The 26,941-nt window shown below is 44.7% G+C and carries 25 protein-coding genes; 10 read left to right on the top strand and 15 right to left on the bottom strand.

The features are described from left to right. Window positions 1-50: 50 nt before the first annotated feature. From O3Q51_04350 to topA, 3 genes are all read right to left on the bottom strand, one after another. Window positions 51-1,022 carry a type IX secretion system membrane protein PorP/SprF gene (locus tag O3Q51_04350; protein MCZ4408025.1) on the bottom strand — a complete coding sequence of 324 codons (972 nt, stop codon included), beginning with the start codon at window positions 1,020-1,022 and terminating at the stop codon, window positions 51-53. Between the two features lie 158 nt (window positions 1,023-1,180). Beyond that, the gene (locus O3Q51_04345) at window positions 1,181-2,353 is read right to left on the bottom strand and encodes a formimidoylglutamase (protein ID MCZ4408024.1); all 1,173 of its coding nucleotides are present in this window, start codon (window positions 2,351-2,353) and stop codon (window positions 1,181-1,183) included. A 12-nt stretch (window positions 2,354-2,365) separates the two neighbouring features. Further along, complete coding sequence (gene topA, locus O3Q51_04340; protein ID MCZ4408023.1) at window positions 2,366-4,750, bottom strand: type I DNA topoisomerase; 2,385 nt, start codon at window positions 4,748-4,750, stop codon at window positions 2,366-2,368. A gap of 173 nt (window positions 4,751-4,923) precedes the next feature. On the opposite strand from topA, the gene miaB reads away from it, so the two are divergent. The 10 genes from miaB (at window position 4,924) to O3Q51_04290 (ending at window position 13,955) form a co-directional block, all read left to right on the top strand. Further along, window positions 4,924-6,354, top strand: coding sequence for a tRNA (N6-isopentenyl adenosine(37)-C2)-methylthiotransferase MiaB (miaB, locus tag O3Q51_04335; GenBank protein MCZ4408022.1), 1,431 nt, complete (start codon window positions 4,924-4,926; stop codon window positions 6,352-6,354). Then, entirely contained in the window at window positions 6,355-7,614 is a 1,260-nt protein-coding gene (locus O3Q51_04330) for a sigma-54 dependent transcriptional regulator (GenBank protein MCZ4408021.1), read from the top strand. Window positions 7,615-7,617: 3 nt separating this feature from the next. Next, window positions 7,618-8,124, top strand: coding sequence for an LPS assembly lipoprotein LptE (lptE, locus tag O3Q51_04325; GenBank protein MCZ4408020.1), 507 nt, complete (start codon window positions 7,618-7,620; stop codon window positions 8,122-8,124). 2 nt (window positions 8,125-8,126) lie between these two features. Beyond that, window positions 8,127-8,996 (top strand): hypothetical protein, encoded by an 870-nt coding sequence (locus O3Q51_04320; GenBank protein MCZ4408019.1) that lies wholly within the window; start codon window positions 8,127-8,129, stop codon window positions 8,994-8,996. A gap of 17 nt (window positions 8,997-9,013) precedes the next feature. Then, entirely contained in the window at window positions 9,014-9,355 is a 342-nt protein-coding gene (gene secG / locus O3Q51_04315; protein MCZ4408018.1) for a preprotein translocase subunit SecG, read from the top strand. 142 nt (window positions 9,356-9,497) lie between these two features. After that, window positions 9,498-9,782, top strand: coding sequence for a co-chaperone GroES (locus O3Q51_04310; protein MCZ4408017.1), 285 nt, complete (start codon window positions 9,498-9,500; stop codon window positions 9,780-9,782). 25 nt (window positions 9,783-9,807) lie between these two features. Beyond that, complete coding sequence (gene groL, locus O3Q51_04305; GenBank protein MCZ4408016.1) at window positions 9,808-11,442, top strand: chaperonin GroEL; 1,635 nt, start codon at window positions 9,808-9,810, stop codon at window positions 11,440-11,442. Window positions 11,443-11,660: 218 nt separating this feature from the next. After that, window positions 11,661-11,837, top strand: a complete 177-nt coding sequence (locus O3Q51_04300; protein MCZ4408015.1) for a hypothetical protein — start codon at window positions 11,661-11,663, stop codon at window positions 11,835-11,837. Between the two features lie 94 nt (window positions 11,838-11,931). Beyond that, window positions 11,932-13,260, top strand: coding sequence for a HAMP domain-containing sensor histidine kinase (locus tag O3Q51_04295; protein ID MCZ4408014.1), 1,329 nt, complete (start codon window positions 11,932-11,934; stop codon window positions 13,258-13,260). Continuing rightward, window positions 13,257-13,955: a response regulator transcription factor gene (locus O3Q51_04290; protein MCZ4408013.1), complete on the top strand. Its 699-nt coding sequence runs from the start codon at window positions 13,257-13,259 to the stop codon at window positions 13,953-13,955. The genes O3Q51_04295 and O3Q51_04290 overlap by 4 nt, the downstream gene beginning before the upstream one ends. A 108-nt stretch (window positions 13,956-14,063) precedes the next feature. On the opposite strand, the gene O3Q51_04285 is transcribed toward O3Q51_04290, so the two are convergent. From O3Q51_04285 to O3Q51_04230, 12 genes are all read right to left on the bottom strand, one after another. Next, window positions 14,064-14,513 (bottom strand): GatB/YqeY domain-containing protein, encoded by a 450-nt coding sequence (locus O3Q51_04285; protein MCZ4408012.1) that lies wholly within the window; start codon window positions 14,511-14,513, stop codon window positions 14,064-14,066. A gap of 24 nt (window positions 14,514-14,537) precedes the next feature. Continuing rightward, on the bottom strand, window positions 14,538-16,124 hold the full coding sequence (gene ftsZ, locus O3Q51_04280; GenBank protein MCZ4408011.1) for a cell division protein FtsZ: 1,587 nt from the start codon (window positions 16,122-16,124) through the stop codon (window positions 14,538-14,540). Between the two features lie 27 nt (window positions 16,125-16,151). After that, the gene (gene ftsA, locus O3Q51_04275) at window positions 16,152-17,435 is read right to left on the bottom strand and encodes a cell division protein FtsA (GenBank protein ID MCZ4408010.1); all 1,284 of its coding nucleotides are present in this window, start codon (window positions 17,433-17,435) and stop codon (window positions 16,152-16,154) included. Continuing rightward, window positions 17,422-18,225, bottom strand: a complete 804-nt coding sequence (locus O3Q51_04270; GenBank protein ID MCZ4408009.1) for a hypothetical protein — start codon at window positions 18,223-18,225, stop codon at window positions 17,422-17,424. Before O3Q51_04270 ends, ftsA begins: the two co-directional genes overlap by 14 nt. Beyond that, entirely contained in the window at window positions 18,209-19,588 is a 1,380-nt protein-coding gene (murC, locus tag O3Q51_04265) for a UDP-N-acetylmuramate--L-alanine ligase (protein ID MCZ4408008.1), read from the bottom strand. The genes O3Q51_04270 and murC overlap by 17 nt, the downstream gene beginning before the upstream one ends. Then, a complete protein-coding gene (gene murG / locus O3Q51_04260; GenBank protein MCZ4408007.1) occupies window positions 19,585-20,691 on the bottom strand; it encodes an undecaprenyldiphospho-muramoylpentapeptide beta-N-acetylglucosaminyltransferase in 1,107 nt (368 codons plus the stop codon). Before murG ends, murC begins: the two co-directional genes overlap by 4 nt. Then, window positions 20,678-21,862 carry an FtsW/RodA/SpoVE family cell cycle protein gene (locus O3Q51_04255; protein ID MCZ4408006.1) on the bottom strand — a complete coding sequence of 395 codons (1,185 nt, stop codon included), beginning with the start codon at window positions 21,860-21,862 and terminating at the stop codon, window positions 20,678-20,680. The genes murG and O3Q51_04255 overlap by 14 nt, the downstream gene beginning before the upstream one ends. Then, the gene (locus tag O3Q51_04250) at window positions 21,855-22,325 is read right to left on the bottom strand and encodes a hypothetical protein (protein MCZ4408005.1); all 471 of its coding nucleotides are present in this window, start codon (window positions 22,323-22,325) and stop codon (window positions 21,855-21,857) included. Before O3Q51_04250 ends, O3Q51_04255 begins: the two co-directional genes overlap by 8 nt. 63 nt (window positions 22,326-22,388) lie before the next feature. Beyond that, the gene (locus O3Q51_04245) at window positions 22,389-22,901 is read right to left on the bottom strand and encodes a hypothetical protein (protein MCZ4408004.1); all 513 of its coding nucleotides are present in this window, start codon (window positions 22,899-22,901) and stop codon (window positions 22,389-22,391) included. 22 nt (window positions 22,902-22,923) lie between these two features. Next, complete coding sequence (gene murD, locus O3Q51_04240) at window positions 22,924-24,258, bottom strand: UDP-N-acetylmuramoyl-L-alanine--D-glutamate ligase (GenBank protein MCZ4408003.1); 1,335 nt, start codon at window positions 24,256-24,258, stop codon at window positions 22,924-22,926. Next, complete coding sequence (mraY, locus tag O3Q51_04235; GenBank protein ID MCZ4408002.1) at window positions 24,255-25,475, bottom strand: phospho-N-acetylmuramoyl-pentapeptide-transferase; 1,221 nt, start codon at window positions 25,473-25,475, stop codon at window positions 24,255-24,257. Before mraY ends, murD begins: the two co-directional genes overlap by 4 nt. Further along, a complete protein-coding gene (locus tag O3Q51_04230) occupies window positions 25,475-26,941 on the bottom strand; it encodes a UDP-N-acetylmuramoyl-L-alanyl-D-glutamate--2,6-diaminopimelate ligase (protein MCZ4408001.1) in 1,467 nt (488 codons plus the stop codon). The genes mraY and O3Q51_04230 overlap by 1 nt, the downstream gene beginning before the upstream one ends.

Genomic DNA, 26,941 nt, shown 5'->3' with positions numbered 1-26,941 from the left:
ACAGCAACTTCTTTACGAGAGTCAGGGGTTAATGGTTTCAAACAATTTCGTTATAAGAAGCGTGGGTTTTTATAAACTCGCTTGGGTAAAGGTTTTTGCAACTTATAGCAATAGCCCAACATTATTTCATGGCTACCGCTGCTGTAGTTATTTAATTCCGAAGTTGTCAAGTCGTATGAATATCCTATTCTTAAGTTACTTTTTCCATCAGGAAATTGATAATTATAGCCAGCCATTGGCGCTATCGCATCTTCGAGTCGGTAACTAACGCCCAACCAAAAAGTATTATTGTAGGTAGCCGTTGCATTAACATCTACTTGAGTCGAAGCAAGGTCTGTTTTCACCAATGTTTGCGGAGTCAGTGTCAACATTGGCGTCAATTCAAAATCATATCCCGCCATGAAGTAAAGATGTCGCGCTACCTTAATATTAAGATCAGACAAATCACCTTCGTTCAAGTGAACTGCCGAAACGCCAACATAATATTTCGAATTATAGAGGTAGGCCCCAAAAGAAGCATCAAAGGTGGACGCTTGTTGACTCTGTTGTGGAATAGAAGGGTCTCCCGCACCTATACCAAGTCCTCCTCCCGTCAAATTTCCATCGCTGTCATAGTCATATGCTCTCCAGTCATTACTTAATGAACTACTAATTAGTCCCAAGCCAACACCTAGGGCAAGCTTGGTGGAACCGGAAATCTTGATGTGGTAGGCATATGAAAGCCTGAAGGCCGTTGTTGATTGAGGGCCTATTTCATCTAAATATACTGTAGCACCAATTCCACTTTTTATCGAATTAATAGGACCAGATACATTTAGTAAGCCTGTAGAAGGCTGACCGGAAAGACCGGACCACTGCTGCCTCCCAATTAAAGTAGCACAGATAGCATCTTTACTTCCTGCAAAAGCAGGATTGACAGAAAGCCTATCGTACATGAATTGTGAAAATTGAGGGTCTTGTTGACCCCAAACCAAGGTGCTGCCAATGAGTATGGAAGCAATTGAAAGGCTAAGTTTTTTCATTCGGTTCAATTGGTTTTCTAACGAAAACAACCCCTTTGAGAGGGGTCATTAGCCGCTAAGAACGTGGCTAAAATAACTAAATAAGCTTACTGACAAAAATTTTTAACGTCACCCGCGCTCGTTATATTAAGATAAAGAGGAATCCTATAATTGATAAATCAACCAAGTTTGCGATAAGTTTTCCACCATAGGTCAGGCATCTCTCCTTGACTTGCTCTCTTGTAGTCATCATAACCACAAGGCATAAGATGGTGTCTATCAGAAAACTTAGAGCCATTTACAGCGTAAGGAATTTTCATCCACCATCGATCTGTCCTCTTACTTTTGAAAAAAACAAGGTCCTCTTTGTATTCAGGTAACTGCACCTTGTACTCCAAAAAGTTCTGTTTTTTAACCAGAGGAAATTCTTTGACCCTACCGAGTAATCCCTCTAAGAAATACCATATCATCTGTGCAATTAAGTTAGCCTGTTGCCCATAGGAATCACTTTCCACATTGTAATTAAATACGCCAAATGTGGAAACCTTGTCACTCATTCCCGAATATCTCGCTATTCTACAGATCGACTCTCCGTCAAATCCATTCGGCTCAAAGGTTCCTGGTGCTGATTCATTTTTAACGCTCATCATGTCAATGGAAACAGTATCCGAATTGCGAATCAGGGGCTCAGTGATTGTGGGATCAGATTTGATTTGACCAATTCTGATAGATTCGAAGTACATCTTTTCCATTAATTCCATCACCTGAGGGTCTGCATAGTACGTGTGATATCCCAGAACGGTAAGATTGAATAGATAGGATGGATCGTGAAGCACAATCTTACTCAAGTAATTCTCAATAGACAATTGATCGCGAAATTCTCCCAGATCAATGCGGTTATCGACAATAGTATGATTGACAGGAACCTCAAGTGCCTCATATCCCTGATGGATTGCAAAGGTGAGCTCTTGCGTGCCTCCTAAAACGATCACAGGAATTCGACGAGTGGTCAAATTGGCAACGACCTGCTTCAAGGCAGCATCTGTGTCTTCGGGTGTTTCTCCAGGTTCAATATTACCCAAATCTGCACCAACTAAACTCTCTGAGGGAACGAAGAGCTCATAGAGCTTTAATCGTACTGCATCGGGAGCATGTGACTGATGTTCATAATGAGATCTTCGAGACTCCTTAACGCCGACAATGGCAAACTTCACTCCTTCCAGATCGGGAAAGGATGTAGTGCTGTGGATTCTAAGTGTATTACCAACCTTCGCCCCCTCTTCTGCCGAATAGCCAGAGAGAGCATTTTTTAAAGGAGTAAAGAAATAGGAGATGTCGTCAACCCAAGACATGTATCGAAAAATTTACTTCGATTTCTTCTTAGACTTTGAAGCGGCCTTCTTCTTAGGAGCAGCTTTTTTGGCCTTCGGTGCGCCTCCTCTTCCTTTTTTCTCAGGTGCTTCTTCAATAAGCTTTTGGCAATCTGCAAAAGTGAGTGACTCAGGCTCTACATCTTTCGGGATTTTGATGTTCTTTTTTCCCGCTTTCAAATAAGGACCCCATCGACCTTTAAGTATCTGAACGGTTTCGTCCTCTTCGTAAGTCTTGATAATCCTTTCCAGATCAGCTTTTCTTTTGGCTTCAATCAATTCAATAGAACGATCGATTTCAATACTCAACGGATCATCTCCGTCTGCTTCCTTTATGGAAACAAAAATTCCCTTATGCCTCAAGTATGGACCAAAGCGACCAATTGCAGCTGTCACTTTCTCACCTTCAAACTCTCCAACTTCTCTCGGTAGTTTGAATAGCTCCAATGCATCTTCTAGGTTGATGGTAGTCATACTTTGTTCATGACGCAGCGACGCAAATCGAGGTTTTTCTTCATCCTCTGCGTCTCCTATCTGAACCATGGGACCGTAACGACCGATCTTGGCATAAACCGGCTTTCCCGTTTTGGGGTCTTTTCCTAGCTCTCTTCCAGTCGGCCGATCGCCGTGCTCGAGAGTTTCTTCCACGTTTTCATGGAATGGTTTGTAGAAAGTTCTGATCATATCAGTCCATTTCAACATACCATCTGCTATATCATCGAACTGTTTCTCAACGTTGGCAGTAAAGTCATAGCTCAATATTTTTTCAAAGTGCTCTACCAAGAAATCGTTCACGACAATACCTATATCCGTGGGAAATAGCTTTTGTTTTTCAGCTCCCGTCGTCTCAGTCTTGGACTTTTCCTCAAGGGCATTCCCCTCAAGTTCGATTACTGTATATTCTCTCGGATGACCTTCGCGATCTTCTTTGACCACGTAGCCACGCTTCTGAACGGTTGAAATAGTTGGCGCATAAGTACTCGGCCTTCCTATACCCAATTCTTCCAATTTCTTCACCAAACTGGCTTCGGTATAGCGTGGCGGGTGATTCGAAAACCTTTGGGTGGCGGTGATTATTTTTCTCTCTAAAGAATCGCCGACTTTCATGTTCGGGAGCAATCCTTCTTCTTCCTTTTCATTGTCTTCGTCGTCGGTCCCTTCTAAATAAACTTTCAGGAAACCTTCGAACTTAATCACCTCTCCTCTAGCTACGAATTGTAGGTTATCTGCAGGGGCGTTCGATCCTTCTACTTTAATTCTTACCGTAGTCTTTTCCAACTCTGCATCCGCCATCTGCGAAGCGAGTGTTCTCTTATATATAAGGTCGTAAAGTCTTTGTCCCGCAGGATCGCCATCAACATATGTTACCGACATATCAGCAGGGCGAATGGCCTCGTGAGCCTCTTGCGCACCTTTTGATTTGGTAGAAAATGTTCGCGGCTTGGAAAACTCCGCACCATAACTGGAGGTGATTTGTTTCTTAGCTCCGTCTCTAGCCGTATCAGACAGGTTGAGACTGTCCGTTCTCATGTAGGTAATCTTTCCTTCTTCGTAAAGTTTCTGTGCTACAGACATGGTTCTGGCAACACTAAAACTCAACTTCCTGCTCGCCTCCTGCTGAAGTGTAGAGGTAGTAAATGGCGCAGCCGGACTTTTCTTTGCCGGTTTTACCTGGAGGTCATCTACCTTGTAGGACGAACCATTACACGCATTTACAAAGTCTCGGGCCTCCCCTACGGTATCGAATCGCTTGTTCAACTCAGCCTTGAAGGATTTTCCATTCGCTGAAAAAACAGCCGTAACTCGGTAAGCAAACTTCTCCTCGAAATTATTTATTTCACGTTCTCTTTCTACGATAAGACGGACGGTGACTGATTGAACACGCCCCGCACTTAGCGATGGCTTTACCTTACGCCACAACACCGGAGACAATTCGAAACCAACCAATCGATCCAGTACCCTTCTGGCCTGCTGAGCATCAACCAATCGGTAGTCCAGTTTTCGAGGATTTTCAATGGCTTTGGTAATCGCCACCTTAGTTATCTCGTGAAAAACGATTCTACTCACATCTTTTTTAGACAGGTCGAGTACCTGTTCCAAGTGCCAACTGATGGCTTCTCCCTCACGGTCCTCGTCCGTCGCCAGCCAAACCTTATCCGATTTCGCGACCAATTTCTTGAGTTCATCTATGACTTTTTTCTTGTCCGGCGATATCTCGTATTCCGGTTCAAAGCTATTCTCCACATCTACAGATAACCCCTTCTTTTTGAGGTCTCTAACATGTCCATAACTCGATTTTACAACAAAGTCTTTTCCCAAAAAACCCTCTATGGTTTTTGCTTTTGCAGGAGACTCAACAATGACTAGATTCTTTGACATTCCTTCTTGTTTTGGGCACCGTGCCGTCGGATGCAAAGTAAAGCAATGAATTCTTAATTGACTTCAGAGACGAATAAATTCAAGTTTTCCCTACGTTTGGATAGCATGTCATTTTGGCAGAAACCTTTATTTTTTCAATAACTTTGCACCCGTTTCAAAAAAGCGGGAATCAAATGAAATCACAGAGTATGCTAGAGGAAGAACGACAAGGCGAAGCAACTTTGCTAGAAAGTAAAAGCACCAAGAAGGGAAGAAAACTCTATTTGGAGAGTTATGGTTGTGCTATGAATTTTGCGGATAGCGAAATAGTAGCTTCCATCATGCAAGAAAATGGCTTTGAAACCACTCGTGATAGCGAAGAAGCGGATTTGATTCTGATCAATACTTGCTCAATTCGCGATAAAGCTGAACAACGGATTCGCAAGCGATTGATGCAGTTTAATACCCAGAAGAAAAAAAAGCGATCGGATATGATGATCGGTATCCTTGGCTGCATGGCTGAGCGCCTTAAAGAAAAACTACTGGAGGAGGAAAAACTCGTAGACCTTGTAGTCGGACCGGACGCCTATCGTGAACTACCCTCATTAGTTGAAGAAGTAACTGATGGTCGAAAAGCAGTGAATGTATTGCTTTCGCGAGAAGAAACTTACGCGGAAATAAATCCCGTGCGTCTGGATAGCGGAGGTGTGACCAGCTTCATATCGATTATGCGAGGCTGTGACAACATGTGTTCTTTTTGTGTTGTGCCGTTTACTCGTGGCCGCGAAAGAAGCCGTGATCCAGAAACAATCGTCCATGAAGCCAAATACCTCTTTGAACAAGGGTACCGAGAAGTGACCTTGCTGGGCCAGAACGTAGATTCGTACCGATGGAATATTTCCAAAAAAGGTGAAATAATTGATCCCGAAAAGGAAACGGTAAACTTTGCGCAATTGATGGAAAAAGTGGCTTTGGTGCACCCTGACCTTCGAATACGTTTTTCTACCTCTCACCCGAAGGATATGACCGATGACGTGTTGCATACTATGGCCAAATACGAGAATATTTGCAAGTACATTCACCTTCCTGTGCAAAGTGGAAACAGCGATGTTCTTAAAAGAATGAATCGAGGCTATACGCGTGAGTGGTATATGAATCGAATCGAAGCGATAAGACGCATCATGCCGATGGCAGCGATCAGCACTGATATCATTACGGGGTTTTGTGGTGAGACAGATGAAGAACACGCAGATACACTGTCGATTATTAAAGAGGTGATGTACGAATATGCCTACACTTTTAAATATTCAGAGAGACCAAAAACATTGGCGGAGAGAAAATACGAAGACGATGTTCCTGAAGAGGTAAAGCAAAAACGGTTAGAAGAAATTATCACGATTCAACGCGCAGGAAGTACAGTTCGAAACAAAGCTTCGGTTGGAAAAACATTTAAAGTCTTGGTGGAAGGTGTTTCAAAAAAATCTGATCAAATGCTATACGGACGTAACAGCCAGAATGCTGTGATTGTATTTGACCGAGGAGAAATTGAGCTCAAAACATATGTGGATGTGAGAGTTACGGATTACACATCTGCTACCTTAATAGGTGAAGTAGTCAATCAATAAATGGATATACAACAAGTAAAACAACGTTTTGGAATTATCGGTAATTCCCGTTTGCTCAATCGGGCACTCGATATTGCAGTACAGGTAGCTCCGACTGATATTTCTGTTTTGATCACAGGTGAAAGTGGAACGGGAAAAGAGACCATGCCCCAGATTATCCATGCCCTGAGCGCCAGAAAGCACGGACAGTACATCGCTGTAAACTGCGGAGCAATTCCGGAAGGAACTATTGACTCTGAACTATTTGGTCACGAAAAAGGAGCATTTACCGGCGCACACGATTCTCGCAAAGGGTATTTCGAAGTGGCCAATGGAGGAACAATCTTTCTGGACGAGGTAGCAGAACTGCCGCTACAAACTCAAGTGCGACTACTACGGGTGTTAGAAACCGGTGAATTCCTTCGTGTAGGATCGTCCAAAAACATTAAGACAGACGTACGGATCATCGCTGCTACCAATGTCAATATGGATAAGGCCATTTCAAAAGGAACTTTCCGAGAAGACCTTTTTTACCGATTGAATTCAGTTCCGATATACCTTCCTCCCTTGCGGGATCGCAAAGAAGATATCCATTTGCTGTTTCGGAAATTCGCGGTTGACTTTGCTGAAAAGTACAAGATGCCTGCAATCCGTCTGAATGAAGACGCAATTACTCTTTTAGAAAATTACAACTGGCCCGGAAACATTAGGCAACTCAAAAATATTACCGAACAGCTTTCGGTAATAGAGGAAGAGCGGAATATTACCGCCGAAATTATGCGTCAATACCTTCCTGAAGTTGGTAACTCCAATTTACCAGCTATCATCAGCCAAAAAGATGGCTCAAGTGGAGGCAATGACTTCAGCGAAAGAGAAATACTGTACAAGGTTCTTTTCGAAATGCGTCAAGACGTAAGCGATCTTAAGTCGATCGTACTTGAGCTCATGCAAAACCGCACGAATGAAGACAGCCTGAGAACCAAAAACCCTTCGGCGATCAAGCGTCTGTTTCAAGACAATCAGGAGTTTGAACGAAATGAGGAGACAGATGTAGATCACAATTTTACTCCGGCGGACTACAATATCTCGAAACCATCACCAGCACAATATATAGATGAGCACGAAGAAGTAGAAGAGACACTATCTCTGGAGCAAACGGAAAGAGATTTGATTGAAAGAGCGCTTAAGAAGCATAACAACCGCAGGAAGTGGGCCGCTAAAGAATTGGGTATTTCGGAACGAACCTTGTATCGCAAAATCAAGGAATACAACCTTAACTAAGCTTTGACACAAAAACTCCGAATATCACTTGTACTCTTTGTGGTCGCCATTTCAGGATGCACGGTAAATTACTCTTTTACCGGGGCAGATATTCCTGCTGACGCCGACACTTTTTCGATTCAGCAATTTCAGATTGCCACGCCGCAGGCTGCACCCGAATACGGATTGGTATTGTCTGAGTCTCTCAAAGACCTTATGCTCGCTCAGACTCGATTGGATTTGGCCGAAAAACGAGGAGATCTTCAATTCGAAGGTGTGGTAACGGGGTATCAGATTGGTAATGCCGCCATTTCCAGCGAAGAATTTACGAGTCTCAACAGGCTCACCATTACGGTAAAGGTGAAATACACCAACACAATTGAAAAGGATAAAAGCTTCGAGAAAAACTTTTCGCGATTTGTCGATTACGACTCGCAACAGAACTTCTCTGATATAGAAACTGAACTCGTAGAAGACGTGAACAGCCAGCTAATCCAAGATATTTTTGACGCTTCACTCGGAGCCTGGTAGGTATGGAAAGAGCGAAAGTCATAGAAATGATTGATTCAGGTCTGATTCCCGATGGGTCAGATTTCAATGAAGTTCGAAATCTTTCACTGAAATATCCGTATTGCTCGTCATTCAAAGTGCTTCTGGCTATGGGGGCAAAAGAAAATGACGATCTGGAGCTGAAGGAATTCATAAACATGGCGTCCATCTATGTTCAAGATCGGTCAAAGCTCTACGACCGAGTGGTCAGAGATGGCCTTCTAAGAAAAATCGAGGAAGGTGAAACCGCTTCGAAAGTAATTGATGATCGTGTTCCGGATGAATCCGTGACCATTCCGGAAGAGAAACCAGTAGGGCAATCTCAGCAAAAACAAGCTAATCAAACTACCGAGGAACCAATTGATTCCATTGTCTCCAAGGACCCACTTGAAGAGCAAATCATGGCTGCAGCAGTTATGCAGTTGGGAGAGCTTGAGATGGAAAATAAACTTGACGAAACCAAAGATTCTGACTCCACAGAATCAAGCCACAAAGAGGCTGAAATAAAGACTGAAGAAGAACGGACAGCCGGTGGCTCGGCTTTTAGTCGATTCTTATTAAATATTGATCGGGGCACCAATCAGTCGCAACCTGAGCGAGAAATAATCGAAAAATTCATTTCGGAAGACCGAAAAATCACTCCGGCCAAAAAGGCATTCTTCTCTCCAACCCAAATGGGCAAGATGAGTTTGATGGAAGACGAATCCTTTATAACCGAAACATTGGCGAAGATTTACGAACGTCAAGGAGACTTTAAAAAGGCTGCTAGAGCGTATAAAAATCTGAGTTTGAAATATCCGGAAAAAAGACGTTATTTTGCCGCTCTTCAAAAACGGGCTGAAGAACAATCTTAAAAAAAAATCACGAAGACATGCAGGTGTTTATTTTCGTACTCATTATTCTAGTTTGCGTTTTCTTAGCGCTTATCGTATTAATTCAAAACCCAAAAGGTGGAGGACTTGACTCAAGCTTCTCTTCTGCAAACCAAATAGGAGGCGTTCAGCGTACTGCAGATTTCCTTGAAAAAGGAACTTGGAGTTTAGCGATTGTCTTATTTGTACTATGCTTGGCATCAGCCGGACTTCAAGACAATGCAGCAGTAGCTCAACCAGGTCAATTCGAAGAAGTTGTACCACAACAACAAGCTCCACCGACTGAAGAAGCACCCGCTTCTACAGGATCTGAAGAAGTTCCTGCAGAGCCAGAGCAATAAGATCATTCAATAAAACTGTAAAAATGTCAGTGTGTCACAGATGCACTGACATTTTTTTTGTCCAAATCGGACTTCTTTTCAGGTTCTATCCTCCGGCACATTTTGTGACTGAGGGCTTTTCACAAATCTTAAATAGAAATCAATGTCAGTAAATCTTACACCATTAGCAGATCGAGTGCTTGTAGAAGCAGCTCCTGCTGAAGAAAAAACCGCAAGTGGGATTATCATCCCTGATACGGCCAAAGAAAAACCACAAAAAGGAACAGTTGTAGCCGTTGGCGGTGGAAAAAAAGACGAACCCGTGACGGTAAAAGTTGGCGACAACGTCATTTACGGACAGTACGCCGGCACCGAAATTAAGATTGAAGGAAAAGACTACCTCATCATGAGAGAGTCAGACATTTTCGGTGTCATCAGCAACAACTAATAATTAACCTGAAAAAACAAGAATAATGGCAAAAGATATCACATTTGATGTAGAAGCTCGCGACAAGTTAAAACGCGGCGTAGATGCATTAGCCGATGCAGTAAAAGTAACATTGGGACCTAAAGGCCGCAACGTTATCATCGACAAAAAATTTGGTGCACCTACCGTAACAAAAGATGGTGTGAGTGTGGCAAAAGAAATTGAACTTAAAGACCCCATCGAAAATATGGGTGCTCAAATGGTAAAAGAAGTGGCTTCAAAAACTGCTGACATGGCAGGAGACGGAACTACAACCGCTACCGTATTGGCACAAGCTATGGTAACTGCAGGTTTAAAAAACGTAGCCGCAGGAGCCAATCCGATGGACCTCAAAAGAGGAATCGATAAAGCAGTAGCAGCTATTACGGCAGAGTTGAAAAAAATCTCACGAGAAGTGGGAGATGACAATTCAAAAATCGAACAAGTAGCTACCATCTCTGCTAACAACGATAGCACGATTGGAAAGTTGATCGCTCAGGCTATGGCCAAAGTGAAAAAAGAGGGTGTAATCACAGTTGAAGAAGCAAAAGGAACTGACACTTACGTAGACGTAGTGGAAGGGATGCAATTCGACCGCGGATACCTATCTCCATACTTCGTGACCAACTCTGAAAAGATGGTTGCCGACTTGGAAAACCCGTATATCCTAATCTACGATAAGAAGATTTCGAATATGAAAGACCTTCTTCCTGTATTGGAAAAAGCGGCACAAACAGGAAAGCCCCTTTTGATCATCGCTGAGGACGTAGAAGGCGAAGCTCTTGCTACTTTGGTGGTAAACAAAATCCGCGGATCATTGAAAATCGCAGCTGTTAAGGCTCCCGGTTTCGGAGATCGTCGCAAAGCTATGTTGGAAGACATCGCCATCCTTACAGGTGGTACTGTGATTTCTGAAGAACAAGGTCGCAAATTGGAAGACGCTACTTTGGAAGACCTAGGTACTTGCGAGAAAATCACCATCGACAAAGACAACTCAACCATCGTAAATGGTGCAGGTGAGAAAAGTGCGATAGAATCTCGTGTGAATCAAATCAAGGCGCAGATCGAAACTACGACCAGCGATTACGACAAAGAGAAATTGCAGGAGCGATTGGCCAAATTGGCCGGTGGTGTTGCCGTTCTCTACGTAGGTGCTGCAACCGAAGTGGAGATGAAAGAGAAGAAGGATCGCGTAGACGATGCACTTCACGCAACGCGCGCTGCAGTAGAAGAAGGAATCGTAGCCGGTGGTGGTGTCGCTTACCTTCGTGCATTGGAAACTATCGCAACGATGGAAGGAATAAACAATGACGAAACCACAGGTATAGCCATTGTAAAAAGAGCAGTAGAAGAACCTCTTCGTCAGATCGTACAAAATGCAGGTGGGGAAGGGTCCATCATTGTTCAAAAAGTACGTGAAGGCAAGGATGACTTCGGATACAATGCACGCACTGAGACTTTCGAAAACCTATTCGAAGCAGGTGTAATCGATCCAACTAAAGTGACTCGTATCGCTTTGGAGAATGCAGGATCAATCGCAGGAATGCTACTTACGACTGAGTGCGTAATTAGCGACATCGAAGAAGAGGGAGACTCTATGCCGGCAATGCCGGGTGGAGGCGGAATGCCGGGCATGATGTAATAATACTGCGTCACTATAAAATCAAAAGGCCATTCACTTTATCGTGGATGGCCTTCTTTGTTTGAAATAAATCAAAACTCATAAATCGATAAAAAATTGAGGAAAGTCAGGCTATTGATGTGGGGAGAGTAGGCACCGATATTGTACATGATTCAAAGAGAGTGAAACCTTTCACCTCCTAAAACCGAAAAACAACGAGGACCAAAGTCTTCTTCAGAATGAAAGATATAAACGCATCTGGGCTAAAGCAAGCCGATCTTCAGCATTTACTTTCGACTCCCGAGGCCGATCTTCTGGGGGAGATTATCAGACTCAATCATACGATTTACTCGAACACCCTTGATGTCATCAAGGTCTGCTCCATCATTCGGAAAAAACGCAAGCGCGTAGCATAACGAACACTTGTCGGTAGCTCTTATAGTGACTGGCATTCGTTAGCAATCTGTTAAACTCTTTAGGACAGCTCCGCTGAGTCATTAACTTAGCGTTATGAGCCGCAAGCTAATCGGTATCCTTATTTTACTGGCCATAGTCAGTGTAGCGGGAATTATCGCCACGCAAATTTATTGGCTCGATAAGGCATTTGAGGTTCAAAGAACACAAATAGACCTTCGCAAAGATCAGGAAGCGGCCGAGGCCAAACAGTTCAATGACCGAGTGACTATTGCGCTCACTAACGTAGCCGATGAGATTCTCACCATCAACGATGATCCCGCCGAACTCTTTCAAGCCGTCAAGCAAATTCGCCCAAACTACTTCACCGTAGCCATTAACGATACGGTACACCCTTACCTTCTCGAACGCCTTCTGCGAAACGAATTCGAAAGAAGAAACATCCAGGAAAACTTTGAATACGGTGTCTACGACTGCTTTACCGATAGCATCGTTTTTGGCGATTACATTGCCCTGAACGAAGAAGCTGCTCAGCCAAGTAATTCAGAAGCACCACAAATCAAATGGGAGAAAGACGGCCATTACTTCGGAGTTTTCTTTCCACACAAGGAACCATTTACCATTGAAACCCCTTCCACTAAAATTTCCACATGGGCATTCTCTGCCCTGATTTCATTAATCGTTTTTGTATTCTTCGCCTATGCAGTGTACATCGTGCTCCGTCAAAAGCGGCTCTCAGAAATGAAAACGGACTTCATTAATAATATGACCCATGAACTGAAAACACCAATCAGTTCCATAAGCCTCTCCAGCGAAGTATTGCTCAAACCCGACATCGCTCAACAGCCGGAGCGACTTCACCGATATGCCGAATTAATTTTCAGTGAGGTACGCAGACTTCGGCTTCAGGTTGATAAGGTATTACAGCTGGCCACGCTAGAGCGAAAAAACGTAGAACTTAAGCGCGAGACACTCGACCTTCACTCCATGCTTCGAAGTACCGTAAACACCCTTCAGGTGGCCAACGAGCAAGATGGGCTGAACATCAATCTAAACCTTAACGCCATCGACTATAGTATCCAAGGTGACGAAGTGCATATTTCAAACGTGATTTTCAATTTGCTCGACAATGCCGTTAAGTACAGTCACGAAAACCCGCTAATAAAAATCACCACAAGTTCAAATGGGGATTCGATCGAAATTACCATTAGCGATAAGGGTATCGGTATTCCAAAAAAGTCAATCTCGCTCGTTTTCGATAAATTCTACCGAGTACCAAAAGGGAATTTACACGACGTGAAAGGTTTTGGTTTGGGTCTTTACTATGTGAAACAGATGGTAGAAGCCCACGGCGGAAAAATTAAGGCCGAAAGTGAAGAAGGAAAAGGGACGAGTATTACGTTTACACTTCCGTTAGAAAAATGAGCGAGCCTATCAAAATACTCCTAGTCGAAGACGACCCCTCCTTGGGCTTTGTGATTCAAGACACGCTATCGGTGGCAGGATACAAAGTTCACCTGAGCAGAGATGGCAAAGAGGGACTGCAGCAGTTTAATGCCCACTCTTACGACTTGTGTATTCTGGATGTGATGATGCCGAAAAAAGATGGATTTGAGTTGGCTCGTGATATTCGTAAAGTTGATAAGCAAGTGCCCATCGTTTTCCTTACGGCAAAAAGCATGACCGAAGACAAGGTAGAGGGCTTTCGTTCGGGAGGAGACGATTATATCACGAAGCCATTCAGCAACGAAGAATTTTTACTTCGCCTGGAGGCAATCTTGAGACGTAATAACCTCACAGATGGAAACACTAAAACCGAGGAATTCGAAATCGGGACTTACTCCTTCAATCCGGAGAACTACGAACTGCGGTCAGGTGACTTCCTTAAAGTACTGACGAAAAAAGAAGCGGGAATCCTAAAGATTCTCTGCGAACAGAAAAACCAAGTCATCGAGCGAGAATTAATCACCAACTTAGTTTGGGGCGACGACAGTTACTTCGTAGGGAGAAGTTTAGACGTATTTATCACCAAGCTCAGAAAGTACCTCCGGCACGATGAGAACGTAAGCATTAAAAATGTGCACGGAGTGGGGTTTAAGTTGGAGACTAGTAACTCTTAGGCTGTCGATTTCTTTCTTTGAGGTGACCAAAAGGTGAGACTCACTAAAAAATTCAAACACAAAAAAAGGGGCTCAACACCCCTTTTTCTTTTCCAACTCTTAAAGGCTCTAAGAACCCAATTTGACTTTAACGATTTTAGCAACGAGGCTTCCATCGGCTTTTCCAGCCATGGCAGCATTGGCTTGACCCATTACCTTTCCCATATCCTTCATTCCTTCAGCACCCGTATCGGCTATGATCTGAGCGACTTTGGCTTCGATTTCAGTTTCGGATAACTGCGCGGGTAGAAACTCCTCGATCACCGTTGCTTGAAACTCTTCTTCTTTTGCCAGGTCTTCTCTGCCTTGCTCGTTATAAAGCGCACCCGCTTCTTTTCTTTGCTTGTGCAGCTTCGTGAGGATTCTCATCTCCTCTGCTTCGGTGATACTTCCATCGCCACCTTTCGTGGCATGAAGAAGCAATTCAGACTTTACCGCGCGCAAAACCGCCAACTTATCCTTGTCCTTATTCTTCATGGCCGTCTTCAGGCCATCGTTTATTTTATCTGCTAATGACATTCTCTTGATTTTCCTGCAAAGGTATCAATCTACATTGTCGTGGAGAAAAGGATTATTGGGTCGTAAACCGGAACGCTTGTTTCCATCTTCATCCTCTTCAGGAGCCAACGTGTACTTTGACACTTCGGAGTCGCTACTGTGCGGAATATTGTCCAACCGAACGTTTCGGCGCTTGTATGCCGGTTCTTTCTCCAATTGAGTCAATCCTTCAGGAGTTTTCAAACGATCGGCCATCTCGCGCAAGTTTCGAAGACGCTCCCTATTGACTTGATTTACCACTTCGGCATTTACCCTGTTTCCGAGATTTTCCTCCTCTTCTTCGTTTGTTGATTCGTCCAGTGTGTAGTACTTCTTTTCTTCCTGTGGTTCTTCAACGCTTTCAACAGTTGGAGTCTCTTCTACCTCCTTCTCTTCGTTCTGAGACTCCTCAATTGGCTCATCTTCGAAAAGATTAAATTTCTGAACTTCTTCCGCAGGCTTTTCTTCCATCATCGGTTCCGATTCAGAAGTTTTTACCTCTTTTAAGTAGGGCTCCACATCGTCAGAAGATCCCATAGGATCATCCATTTGTTTGGCCACAGGGGTATCCTTTTTCTCATCCGTCGTCAAAATATGGCGAACAGGTTCGTCCATCTCGAAGCCGGTGTCAGGCGTAATCTTAAATCCGGTAGCAATAATCGTTACACTCACCTCATCTTCAGCAAGGCTATCGTCATTTCCGTGCCCCCAGATTACATCGGCCGTTGAGCCTGCAGCTTGCTGGATATAATCCGTAATATCAGAGATCTCGTCCATCATTATCTCATTCTCACCATAAGTGATATTGAGAAGGATGTATTTAGCTCCTTCAATATTGTTATCATTGAGTAGTGGCGACTCCAAAGCCTCTTTGGCGGCCTTGAGCGCACGATTTTCCTCTCGAGCAGTTCCCTGTCCCATGATGGCTACCCCACTGTCTTTCATCACAGTATTTACATCGTTCATGTCCACATTGATCGCTCCCGTTACCGAAATGATCTCGGCGATTCCCTTAGCAGCTACAGAGAGGACTCCATCCGCTTGAGAGAAAGCATTTTTAAGCGAGAGGTTTCCATAGATCTCACGGAGCTTATCGTTGGTAATCACTAGCAGAGTATCCACAGAGGCCCGCATTTCACGCAAACCTTCTTCCGCTTGAAGCATTCTCTTCTTGCCTTCAAAGGTGAAGGGAATAGTCACGATTCCAACAGTAAGGATACCGAGGTCTTTTGCTGCTTTGGCAATAACGGGAGCAGCTCCCGTACCCGTTCCACCACCCATTCCGGCAGTTACAAATACCATATGAGTATTGTGAGAGAGAATTTCCTGTATATCATCCAAATTCTCGATGGCAGCATTTCGCCCCACGTCGGGAATAGATCCTGCACCACGACCTTCAGTCAGGCTTTGGCCAAGTTGAACTTTGATGGGCACAGGGCTGATGTCGAGCGCTTGAGAGTCGGTGTTGCAGACGATGAAGTCGACCCCTTTGATTCCCGCCTCGTACATGTGGTTTACCGCGTTGCTACCGCCTCCTCCTACACCAATGACTTTGATGATAGAGGATTGGTTTTTTGGCATATCGAATTCCATAAATAAGAGAGTTTTAGAGTTGGTTTTTTAAATATCGTCGTCGTCAAAAAAAGCCTGTCCTTTAGAGAGGATTTTATCGAATAAGTTCATTTTATCTTTGCCGCCCAAGCGAATCGGAGAGCGCTTTCCAGCGGTTCTTTTCTTGTTCTTTTGCAGCAAGTGGTAGCCTTTCAATACAAGACCAATACCCGTTGCGTACATCGGACTTGAAAGGTCAGCTTTGTTATCTTTTCCAAGGTGTTCCGTGGGATATCCCATTCTGGTTTCCAAACCGGTGAGGTACTCCACCAATTGTGGCAAGTGCTTGAGTTGAGATCCACCACCTGTGAGCACAATACCGGCAATAAGTCGTTTTTCGTAGCCCGAACTTTTTATTTCGTAAACGATCTGTTCGACAATCTCCTCGGTCCGCGCTTGGATGATATTCGCCAAGTTGCGGATAGAGATTTCTTTGGGCTCGCGTCCGCTGAATCCGGGAATACATACAATCTGATTCTCCATGCTCTCTGAGCTGAGGGCCGAACCAAACTTAACTTTGAGCTGCTCGGCATGCTTTCTTAAAATGCTGCAACCGGAAGCGATATCATCGGTAATGATGTTTCCACCGAAAGGAATTACAGCCGTGTGGCGAATGATTCCATCTTGAAAAATCGCAATGTCAGTAGTACCACCTCCGATGTCTACCAATACTACTCCTGCTTCTTTCTCTTCGAGGCTAAGCACCGATTCAGCAGAAGCCAATGGCTCCAACACCAAGTCGCCTACTTCGAGATCGGCCTTGCTCACGCTTTTGTAAATGTTTTTCACGGCATTCACCTTACCGGTAATGATGTGGAAATTGGCCTCTAGCCTAATTCCCGCCATCCCGATGGGGTCTTTGATACCCTGCTCATTATCTACGATGTATTCCTGCGGGAGCACGTGGATAATCTCTTCACCGGGGTTCATTACCAGCTGGTGCATGTCTTCTACAAGATTGTCGATATCGATTTGTGAGATTTCCTCATCCGAATCTTTGGCCTTTCGGGTTAAGATTCCACGATGCTGTAGACTGCGAATATGCTGTCCGGCTATGCCGACGATTACTTCTCCAACCTCTTCTCCGGTCTGCTCAACGGCCATATCTACGGCACGCTGAATGGATTCTACCGTTCGGTTAATATTACTTACCACTCCGCTTCTTACACCGAGTGATTCAGACTTACCCAAAGCGATGATCTCCACCTTGCCGAACTCGTTGATTCGGCCCACGATGCAGGCGATTTTAGTAGTCCCAATGTCTAGTCCGACGATGATTTCAGGTTCCTCCATAGGGGTATTTTTTGGTGCAAACAATTTGATCCTTGTATTTCAGGTTTATTGACTTGTATTTATTCCAGGCTTCTTGGCTCATTCCTTCTCGATAAAAAATGCGAAGGACTTCGAGCTTCTCTTCGAGACGGTCTGAACCGAATATTATCGTGTGATTGCCCACCTGGGGAAAAGCAATCAAATCTCCGTTGCTTTCAAATGAAAGATGCTGAAACTGCGCCCTCCAAAGGCTATCTCCATAAATCAGAGTTCCCATTACGTACGATTCAGCCAACCTGGGTTCTACCAACGAATCAGAAGTATGCAGATTACTTTCCACCATGGTTTTCTCCAAATGAAAACTTCCTGTTATCACAGGCAATCGCAAGGGAGAAACTTCGGAAAGAGGCATCAAGTAACCATTTGCATCAATCAAAGCCGAAGTGCCATTTTCGTCGATAAGGCGTACGATGGGTGTGCGTTCCGTCACCTGAACTTTTAGATGATTATCGATGGTGGTATAAACCACGGCATGATTCAAATAGGGAATCTCGCTGAGCGCATCTTCCAATCGATCAAAATTGACCTGACGAAGATTTTGACCGACAATTTGATCGGAGACATCCAAAAGCGTTTGACGAACGAAGTCTTCCGTTATCAAAGGCTCCGCTGCATTTCGAATAAAATCTACCTCTATTCCTTCGCATACCGAGCCTGACTTGGAACTTTCTATAAAGCCAAGCATGCCAATGGTACCGCATATGGCAATGCAGTAGCCCAACCAACGTAAAGCTCTATTCGTCTTTTTCATCGAGAGCGTTTTTTAAAGGTTCGATCATTCGGTCTATATCTCCTGCACCCATAGTGAGGAGTATTTCAGGGCTCAATCTCAGAACTTCTTCCACTAGGTTTTCGCGGTCTACCAACTTTTTATTCACCAAGCGTACTTTATTCAGCAGCATTTGTGAGTCTACTCCTTCAATGGGTTCTTCTCGAGCGGGATAAATATCCATCAGCAAAAGGTCATTCAACTCAGAAAGACTCTCGGCAAATTCATCAGCAAAGTCGCGTGTGCGGCTATATAGGTGAGGCTGGAAGACTCCTGTTATTCTCTTTTCGGGATACAATTCCTTAGCAGAATTCACACAAGCCGTGATCTCAGTAGGATGATGCGCGTAGTCATCAATGTATACGCGATTTTCTCGCCTTATTTGGTATTCAAAGCGTCGCTTTACGCCCAAAAAGGTTTTAAGCCCTTCGGCAATTTCGTTCCAGTCTACTCCGGCATGTAATGCCATACCGATGGCGGCCAGTGCATTTTCAGCATTGTGCCTTCCCGGATAATGCATCACGATTTCTCCCAGCTTCTCTCCTTTGAGCCACACTTCAAAACAGTATGCTCCATCTTCCACCCGTAAGTTCTTGGTGGTAAGGTCGGCAGTCTCACTTTCTACTGCGTAGGACCAAACGGGTGCTTCCACATTCATTTCGATTCCCTCACAAAGGAGGAGTAATCCATCTTTCGGCACGAGTTGAGCGAATTGCTCAAAACTTGAACGCAGACTTTCGGCATTTCCATAAATGTCCAAATGATCCGCATCGACGGAAGTAATAGCTGCTACAGAAGGTCTCAGTCTCAAAAATGAACGATCGTATTCATCAGCTTCCACTATGGTCCTAGTAGAGTCTTTGGCTACCACTAAATTCGATTTGAAGTTTGTGGCTATGCCTCCCAGAAAGGCCGTCGCGTTGTGATTTCCTTGATTAAGAAGGTGAGCGACCATGGAAGAAGTAGTCGTTTTTCCATGTGTCCCGGCCACGGCATACGTGTCTTTTTCGGCAACGATCGCCTCCAAGGCTTGAGAGCGCTTGATTACGTTAAATCCGCGGCTCTTACAAAAACCCAATCCCTCATGTCTCGCTGGTATGGCTGGGGTGTAAATAAACAACACCCGGTCAAGTGGTGAGTCTATGAATCTAGAAGGAACCGCCTCGGGCGATGCGTTAAAATTCACTTCAATTCCCTCTTTTTCCAACTCACTGATGAGCGGTGAGGACGTTCGGTCATAACCGGCAACATCCAATCCCATTTGATTGAAATACCGAGCGATAGCACTCATGCCGATGCCCCCGATTCCAAAAAAATAGACCTTATGTAAGCCGTTTAAATTCAATTCTTTTCTATCAGTTTTAATACTTCTTCTGCAATCTTTTTTGCCGCATGCGGCTTTCCCATGTCCTTAGCGTTCTTGGCCAGCAACGCTCGAGCTTCTGTATTCAGTAGTAGCTGACTCACCGTTGGCCACATATCTCCTCGGGCGTTTGCATCGCTCACCATCATCGCCGCCTCATTCTTAACTAGCGCTAATGCATTCTTTGTTTGATGATCCTCTGCTACATTTGGCGAAGGCACCAACACCGAAGGCTTGCCAATCAAGCAAAGCTCTGAAAGCGCCATGGCCCCTGCACGCGATACAATCAGATCGGCGGCGGCATAGGCCAAATCCATCTCTTCGATAAAGGCCGTTACATGTACATTCGTAGCTCCTTTTTCTTTTACCAGAGCTTCAGCTTTGTCGATATAGAGTTTTCCCGTTTGCCAAATAACTTGGTAGTTCGATTGGGCAATCTCCTCCAACACTCCGGCAATGCTTTCATTGATCGTTCTGGCCCCAAGGCTCCCTCCAACGATTAATAAGGTTGGCTTTTCAGAATCGAGGCCAAATGCTTTCAATCCGGCTTCTTTCTTCCCTTCGATATCCACAACAGCGCTCCGAATGGGATTGCCCGTCATGATCATTTTCGCCTGTGGAAACCACTTCTCCATTCCGTCATAGGAGACACATATTTTATTCACCTTTTTTGCCAAAAGGCGATTGGTAATTCCCGGAAAGGAATTCTGCTCCTGAATCAAAGCAGGGATCTTCTTCCGGCTTGCCACTTGCAATAAAGGACCGGAAGCATAGCCTCCAACACCTACAGCCACATCGGGCTTGAACTCCTTGATAATTTTTCGAGAATCCCTCAAGCTTTTTAACACCTTGATCGGGAAGCTCAGATTCTTTGCCGAAAGGCTACGCTGAAAACCACTGATCTCGAGACCCCTAATTTCATATCCTGCTTTAGGCACTCGCTCCATCTCCATACGGCCATTTGCTCCCACAAAGAGAAACTTTGCATCGGGGCGCAATGCCTTGATCGCATCGGCAATAGCGATGGCGGGGAAGACATGTCCTCCCGTACCTCCTCCGCTTATGATGACCCTAGGCGACTGCATAGCTCTTTCTTTTAACTCGTTTCTTTCCTTTAACGGTCTCTCCTTCAATGTTTGTACGGCTTACGCTCAAGATCATCCCGACGGCAAGACATGTGAACCAAATAGAAGTTCCACCCATACTAACCAAAGGCAGGGGCTGACCTGTAACGGGCAATATGCTCACCGCCACGCCCATATTGATGAAAGCCTGAAAGGCCAATAGGAAACTCAGTCCAATGACTAGCAGGGTACCGAAATCACGCTCACAGGCATTACTCACCTTGATACTTCGGTAGAGGAATATCAGGTAGAGCAGAAGCATTCCAAAACCTCCGATGATGGCACCATACTCTTCGATGATGAAGGCGTAGATCATATCGGAATATGGGTGAGGTAAATAATTCCGGGAATCGCCGGAGCCTGGCCCTGCCGGCAAAAGCCCTCCCGAGTGGATGGCCATCATGGCATGTTCGACTTGATAATTGGCCTCGCTATCTCCCGACTCGAAGCTCATTAGCCTGGTTTTCCATGTCTCCACTCGCGGAAGTAGATCGGGAGCCACAGATGAAAGACTGAGTAACAAGACAAAACCCGCTGCCGCAATTCCCACCACCGCCAAAAGGTGCTTGAAGGGAATTCCTCCTACGAAAAGAAGGGTAAAACAAACGAAGAATAAAAGGGCTGCCGTCGAGAAATTGGCAGGCAAGATTAAACCACAAATTAAGCCAATCGGAACAAGAATAGGGAGAAGTCCATCTTTAAAGCTGTGTAGATTGTTCCGATTAACGACCAGCATTCGAGACACGTAGGCTACAAGTGCGATCTTGGCAAAATCTGAGGTTTGAAAGTTTTGATTTATAATGGGAATCTTCAGCCAGCGGCTGGCATCGTTGATGTTTACACCGAGCAATAGCGTTAGCAAAAGAAGAACGGCAGCCACCCAAACCGCTATTTGCGACAAGCGGGAGAAGTACCGGTAATTTACTTTGTGAATGAGGACCATGATAAAGAAGCCCGAAGCGAGCATAATACCATGCTTGAAGAGATAGTAGAGCGTATTGCCCTGGGTGTACTTGTATGCTAAGGACGAAATACTGGAATATACAGCTAGGAGCGATACCATTCCAAGTATGAGGCAGACCATCCAAATAACCCGATCTCCTTTAAGATATGTCGTCCAGATTTTATTCACTGCTTCCTAATTCTTTCACGTATTTCTCATAAGCTTGGCCACGATCTACAAAATTGAGGTAGCCGTCTGTAACGACACAACTAGGTGAGTATATCACCACATCGTTTGGTTCGGCGAGGTCGTAACTAGCGTTTACCGCTTCTTTCAAGTCTGCAACAGTTAAGAATACATCGACCATTTTTTCCAATTGCGACCGCATGTCGATCGCCTCAGTCCCATACACGACAATGGCCTTGATTTTCTTTCGGATGTATCTCTCAATCAATGCAAAATCGCGCTCATGAGGCGTAGTGGTAGTAAGCCAAACAGCAGGCGACTTCAAGCACTTAAAACTGTCTCTTGTAGAAAGCAGGTCAACCGCACGACTGTCATTGAGAAACTGAATATCATCTATCAGCCCAACCGAATCCATTCTGTAGGCCGTCCCCTCTAAGTTTTGACGCATTCTTTCGAGCGCTGTCATAGAGGTCTTCAACTGACTTTTCTTTCCCTTATGAATCGTATATGACTTGCCCTCTCCCATCTCCTATCCTTTTGCGTTGGATTTAATCTTGAGCAGCTGATTGAAATAAGCTCCTCTTTCCTGAAAATTTGAAAAGGGCTCAGAAGCACGGCATCCTGGCGAGAAGATCACCGAATCATTGGCCTTGGCTATTTCCAAACTCAAATCAATGGTCTCATCCCAAGTATCCGCTTTGACGAAAAAGCCCAAGTAGTCCCAAAGCGCCTCGTGCCATGCTGCAGTAAGTTCGCCGTACACGACAACGGCTTTCACTTTATCCCGCAGGATCTCGACATAGTCTTCGAATTCAAACCCGGGATCATTTGCTTCGGTAATCCACACTACGGGTTCCTCAAAATGACTTAATGATTCAATAACCGCCATGACAGTGGTAGCTGCTGAATCATTGACGAAAGTCACTCCTTTGATCATTCCGGCAGGCTCAAGCGAAAAGGGTCTCTCCGTTTGGAGTGCCTTCATTCGCGATCGAATCAATGGATTCTCCGAGAGGTCTTTTGATGTCTTTTTAGGATCCATAGTTTAAGGTGTGTTAGGTTTATCAGAGCATTTTCACCGAGTGCTTGAACTGCTGACCCCGATCTTCGTAATTGTCGAATAGGTCAAAGCTCGCACAGCAAGGAGAGAGTAGCACCGTGTCTCCTTTTTCGGCAAATTGATAGCCAAGTCCCACAGCTTCCCTTGCAGAAGAAGCTTCAGCGATTTGGTCTACCTTATCGCTAAATGCTTCGAGTAGTTTCTTGTTGTCTTTGCCCAAGCAAATAATGGCTTTTACTTTCTCCTTTACCAAGTCAAATAGCATGGAGTAATCATTGCCCTTATCTACTCCACCTACAATCCAAACAGTCGGCTCTCGCATGCTTTCGAGGGCATACCAAGTGGAGTTGACGTTGGTGGCTTTTGAGTCGTTGATAAATTGGATTCCGTGAATGGTAGCAACGAACTCGAGTCGATGCTCCACATTCTGGAAATCGGCAAGGCTCTCTCGAACCACCTCTTTTCGTATCTCGAGGATACGAGCGGCAACTCCTGCGGCCATGGAGTTCTTTGCATTGTGTTTACCCAAAAGGGCTAAGTCGTGTATGGACATTTCAAATGGTTTATCAGTGATATTTATAATCAGTTTTTCATTCAATAATTCAGCTCCGTTTTCAACGGATCGGGTAATGGAAATGGGGTGTAAATTTGGCTTGAGCATTCGTTTTTCTATTTCGGCGATTAGGATTTCATCATCTGCCGAATAGATAAAGTGATCGATTTCATCTTGAGCTTGGGTGATCCTGAACTTCGCATCCACGTATCGACTCATTTCATAGCCATAGCGATCGAGGTGATCAGGGGTAATGTTCGTGATCACTGAGATGTACGGCTTGAAATCGTAAGCATCATCCAACTGGAAACTACTCACTTCCAATACAAAATATTCGCGATCTCCTTCCGCCAATTCTGCACAAAAGCTATTTCCTACATTACCCGCCATTCCCACGTCCAACCCTGCTTTTTGCAGAATGTGGTAGGTGAGCAGAGTGGTAGTAGTCTTGCCGTTGGTACCCGTAATTGCGATGATTTTCGCATCGGAATTTCGTGCGCCAAACTCAATCTCAGAAATCACTTCAGCACTTGTCTCCTTCAGATTCTTGATTAAAGCAATATCGCTCGGTATTCCCGGGCTCTTCACCACGATTTCTGCCCCTGCAAGAAACTCAGCGCTGTGGCCTCCTTCTTCCCATTTAATTCCCGACTTGTTAAGAACGTTTTGGTATTTGTCCGCTACTTTTCCCGAATCAGAAACCAAGACATAGTATCCCAATTTCTTTCCGAGCAAAGCCGCGCCCACACCACTCTCCCCTGCTCCAAGCACCAATAGCTTTTTCACCTGAGCTTAAGCGTTACGATAGACAATACCGCCAGGATAATTCCAATAATCCAAAACCGCGACACGATCTTAGATTCGTGGTATCCCACTTTTTGGTAATGATGATGCAAGGGCGCCATGAGGAAAATCCTCTTTCCTTCTCCGTACTTCTTTTTGGTGTACTTGAAGTAGCTGACTTGCAGCATCACTGAAATATTCTCAATAAGAAACACTCCGCAGAAGAGCGGAATGAGCAGTTCTTTTCTGATGGAAATCGCAAAAACAGCGATGATTCCTCCCAAGGCCAAACTTCCCGTATCACCCATAAAAACTTGAGCCGGAAATGAGTTGTACCAAAGGAAACCAATGCACGCTCCCACAAATGCCGAGATGAATACAGTCAGTTCACCTGACTCGGGAATGAACATAATATTGAGGTAGTCGGAGAAAACCAAGTTCCCCGAAACGAAGGCAAATATGGCCAGTACAACGCCAATAATAGCAGATGTGCCCGTAGCCAAACCATCCAACCCATCTGTAATATTAGCACCATTTGAAACCGCAGTCACCACAAAAATCACAAGCGGAATAAAAATCAACCACGCCCAATCTTGTGCCTTTTCTTTTCCGAAAAAGCCGAGAAGCCAAGCATAATCAAATTCATTGTTCTTGATAAATGGAATCGTCGTCTTTACCGATTTTTCCTGAAACCATTCAGATGTGATTTCTCCAGTTTGTTCGCTCTGAAAGTAGACTTTTCGCTTGCTTACCACATCCTGATTGAAAAACAGAACGGCTCCAACCAAAATACCTACGGCTACTTGACCAACTACTTTAAACTTACCCGCAAGACCTTTTTTATTCTTCTTGAATACTTTGATGTAGTCGTCCAAAAATCCGATACCACCAAGAATGACGGTGGTAATGATCATGATGATCACGTAAATATTATCCAATTCGCAAAAGAGAAGTGTCGGAATAAGAATTGCAGCAATGATGATAAGTCCGCCCATTGTCGGGGTCCCTTGTTTCTCTATCTGACCTTTCAATCCCAAGTCGCGCACGGTTTCTCCCACCTGTTTTCGGTGCAGCATGGAAATAAGCGACTTCCCGAACACCAAAGAAATAATCAAAGAGGTGATGACGGCCATGGCCGCCCTGAAGGAGATGAATTGAAATACACCTGCTCCCGGGAGGCCATATGCTTCATCCAAATATTCGAAAAGGTAGTATAGCATTAGCTCTTCAACTCTTTAAAGGATTCCATAACAGTGGCGAGATCATCAAATGGAAACCTCTCACCTTTAATTTCCTGGTACTTCTCATGGCCTTTTCCGGCAATGAGAACTATATCGTTTGCTTGAGCGAGTCCGCAAGCCATACGAATGGCTTCAGCTCGATCAAGAATGGTATTGGTCTTTTTGAAATCAACCGGATCTACTCCGACCTTCATATCATTTACAATGCTTTGTGGATCCTCATCTCGCGGATTGTCAGAAGTAAGGATAACGCGGTCACTGTATTTGCAAGCGATGGAGGCCATCTCAGGCCGCTTTCCCTTGTCACGATTTCCACCGCAGCCAACCACTGTGATGACTTGCTCATTGTGGGTACGAATCTCAGTGACCGTTGCAAGTATATTCTCCAAGGCATCAGGCGTATGGGCATAATCTACTATGGCACTCACGCCTTCGGTGCTTTTAATCAATTCAAATCGACCGGCCACCGGATTGATATTGCTCAATGCCGTAAGAACGTCCATCTTGTCTTCTCCGAGCAAACGAGCTGCGCCATACACACAAAGAATATTGTACGCATTGAATCGACCTACCAATTTGGAGTACAGATCCATGCCATCCAAATTGACGTGTAAGCCTGAAAAGAGATTTTCAATGACCTTGGCCTTAAAATCGGCCATTGCCTTCAAAGCATAGGTTTTTTGATCTCCTGCTTTGCAGTTTTGCAGCATGATTTCTCCCTGACGATCGTCGAGATTGACCAAAGCGAAGGCAGGGGAAGGAAGCATATCAAAGAGCAGCTTTTTTGCGGCAATGTATTCGTCGAAAGTCTTGTGGTAATCCAAATGGTCTCGCGAAATATTCGTGAAGACTCCACCAGCAAATTCAATTCCTGCCACACGGTGCTGATGCAAAGCGTGAGAGCTCACTTCCATAAAGCAGTAACCGCATTTGGCATCTACCATTCTTCGCAGAAGCTCATTGAGCTGAACAGGGTCGGGCGTGGTATGAGTCGCACCGATCACCTCGTTTTGGATTCGATTTTCGACTGTCGATATCAAACCCACTTTCTTGCCCAAAAGCTTGAAAAGACGATAAAGCATAGTGGCCGTGGTCGTCTTACCGTTGGTTCCGGTAATACCAACCAGCTTCAATTCACCGGAAGGATTGTCAAAGAAATTGGCGGCCAAGTGCCCCAATGCTTCTCGGCTATTCTCTACCTGAACGTAAGTGATCTCTTCACGTAATTCTTCGGGGAGTTCTTCACAAACGATGGCCACAGCTCCCAGCTCAATAGCCTTATCGATAAATAGATGGCCATCGGCCTGATCGCCTCTCACAGCTACGAAGAGCGAGAAACCCACAACCTTCCGAGAATCAAACACCACGGCTTCCACCGCCACGTTGGTTGTGCCTTTAACGTGCTTGATTCGCGACTGATACAATATGTCTTTCAGCAACTTCAT

Source organism: Cryomorphaceae bacterium 1068, assembly GCA_027214385.1.
Lineage (GTDB): Bacteria > Bacteroidota > Bacteroidia > Flavobacteriales_D > Cryomorphaceae > JAKVAV01.
Note: the sequence above shows the minus strand (reverse complement) of the source record. Positions and strands in the feature narration are given on the sequence as shown.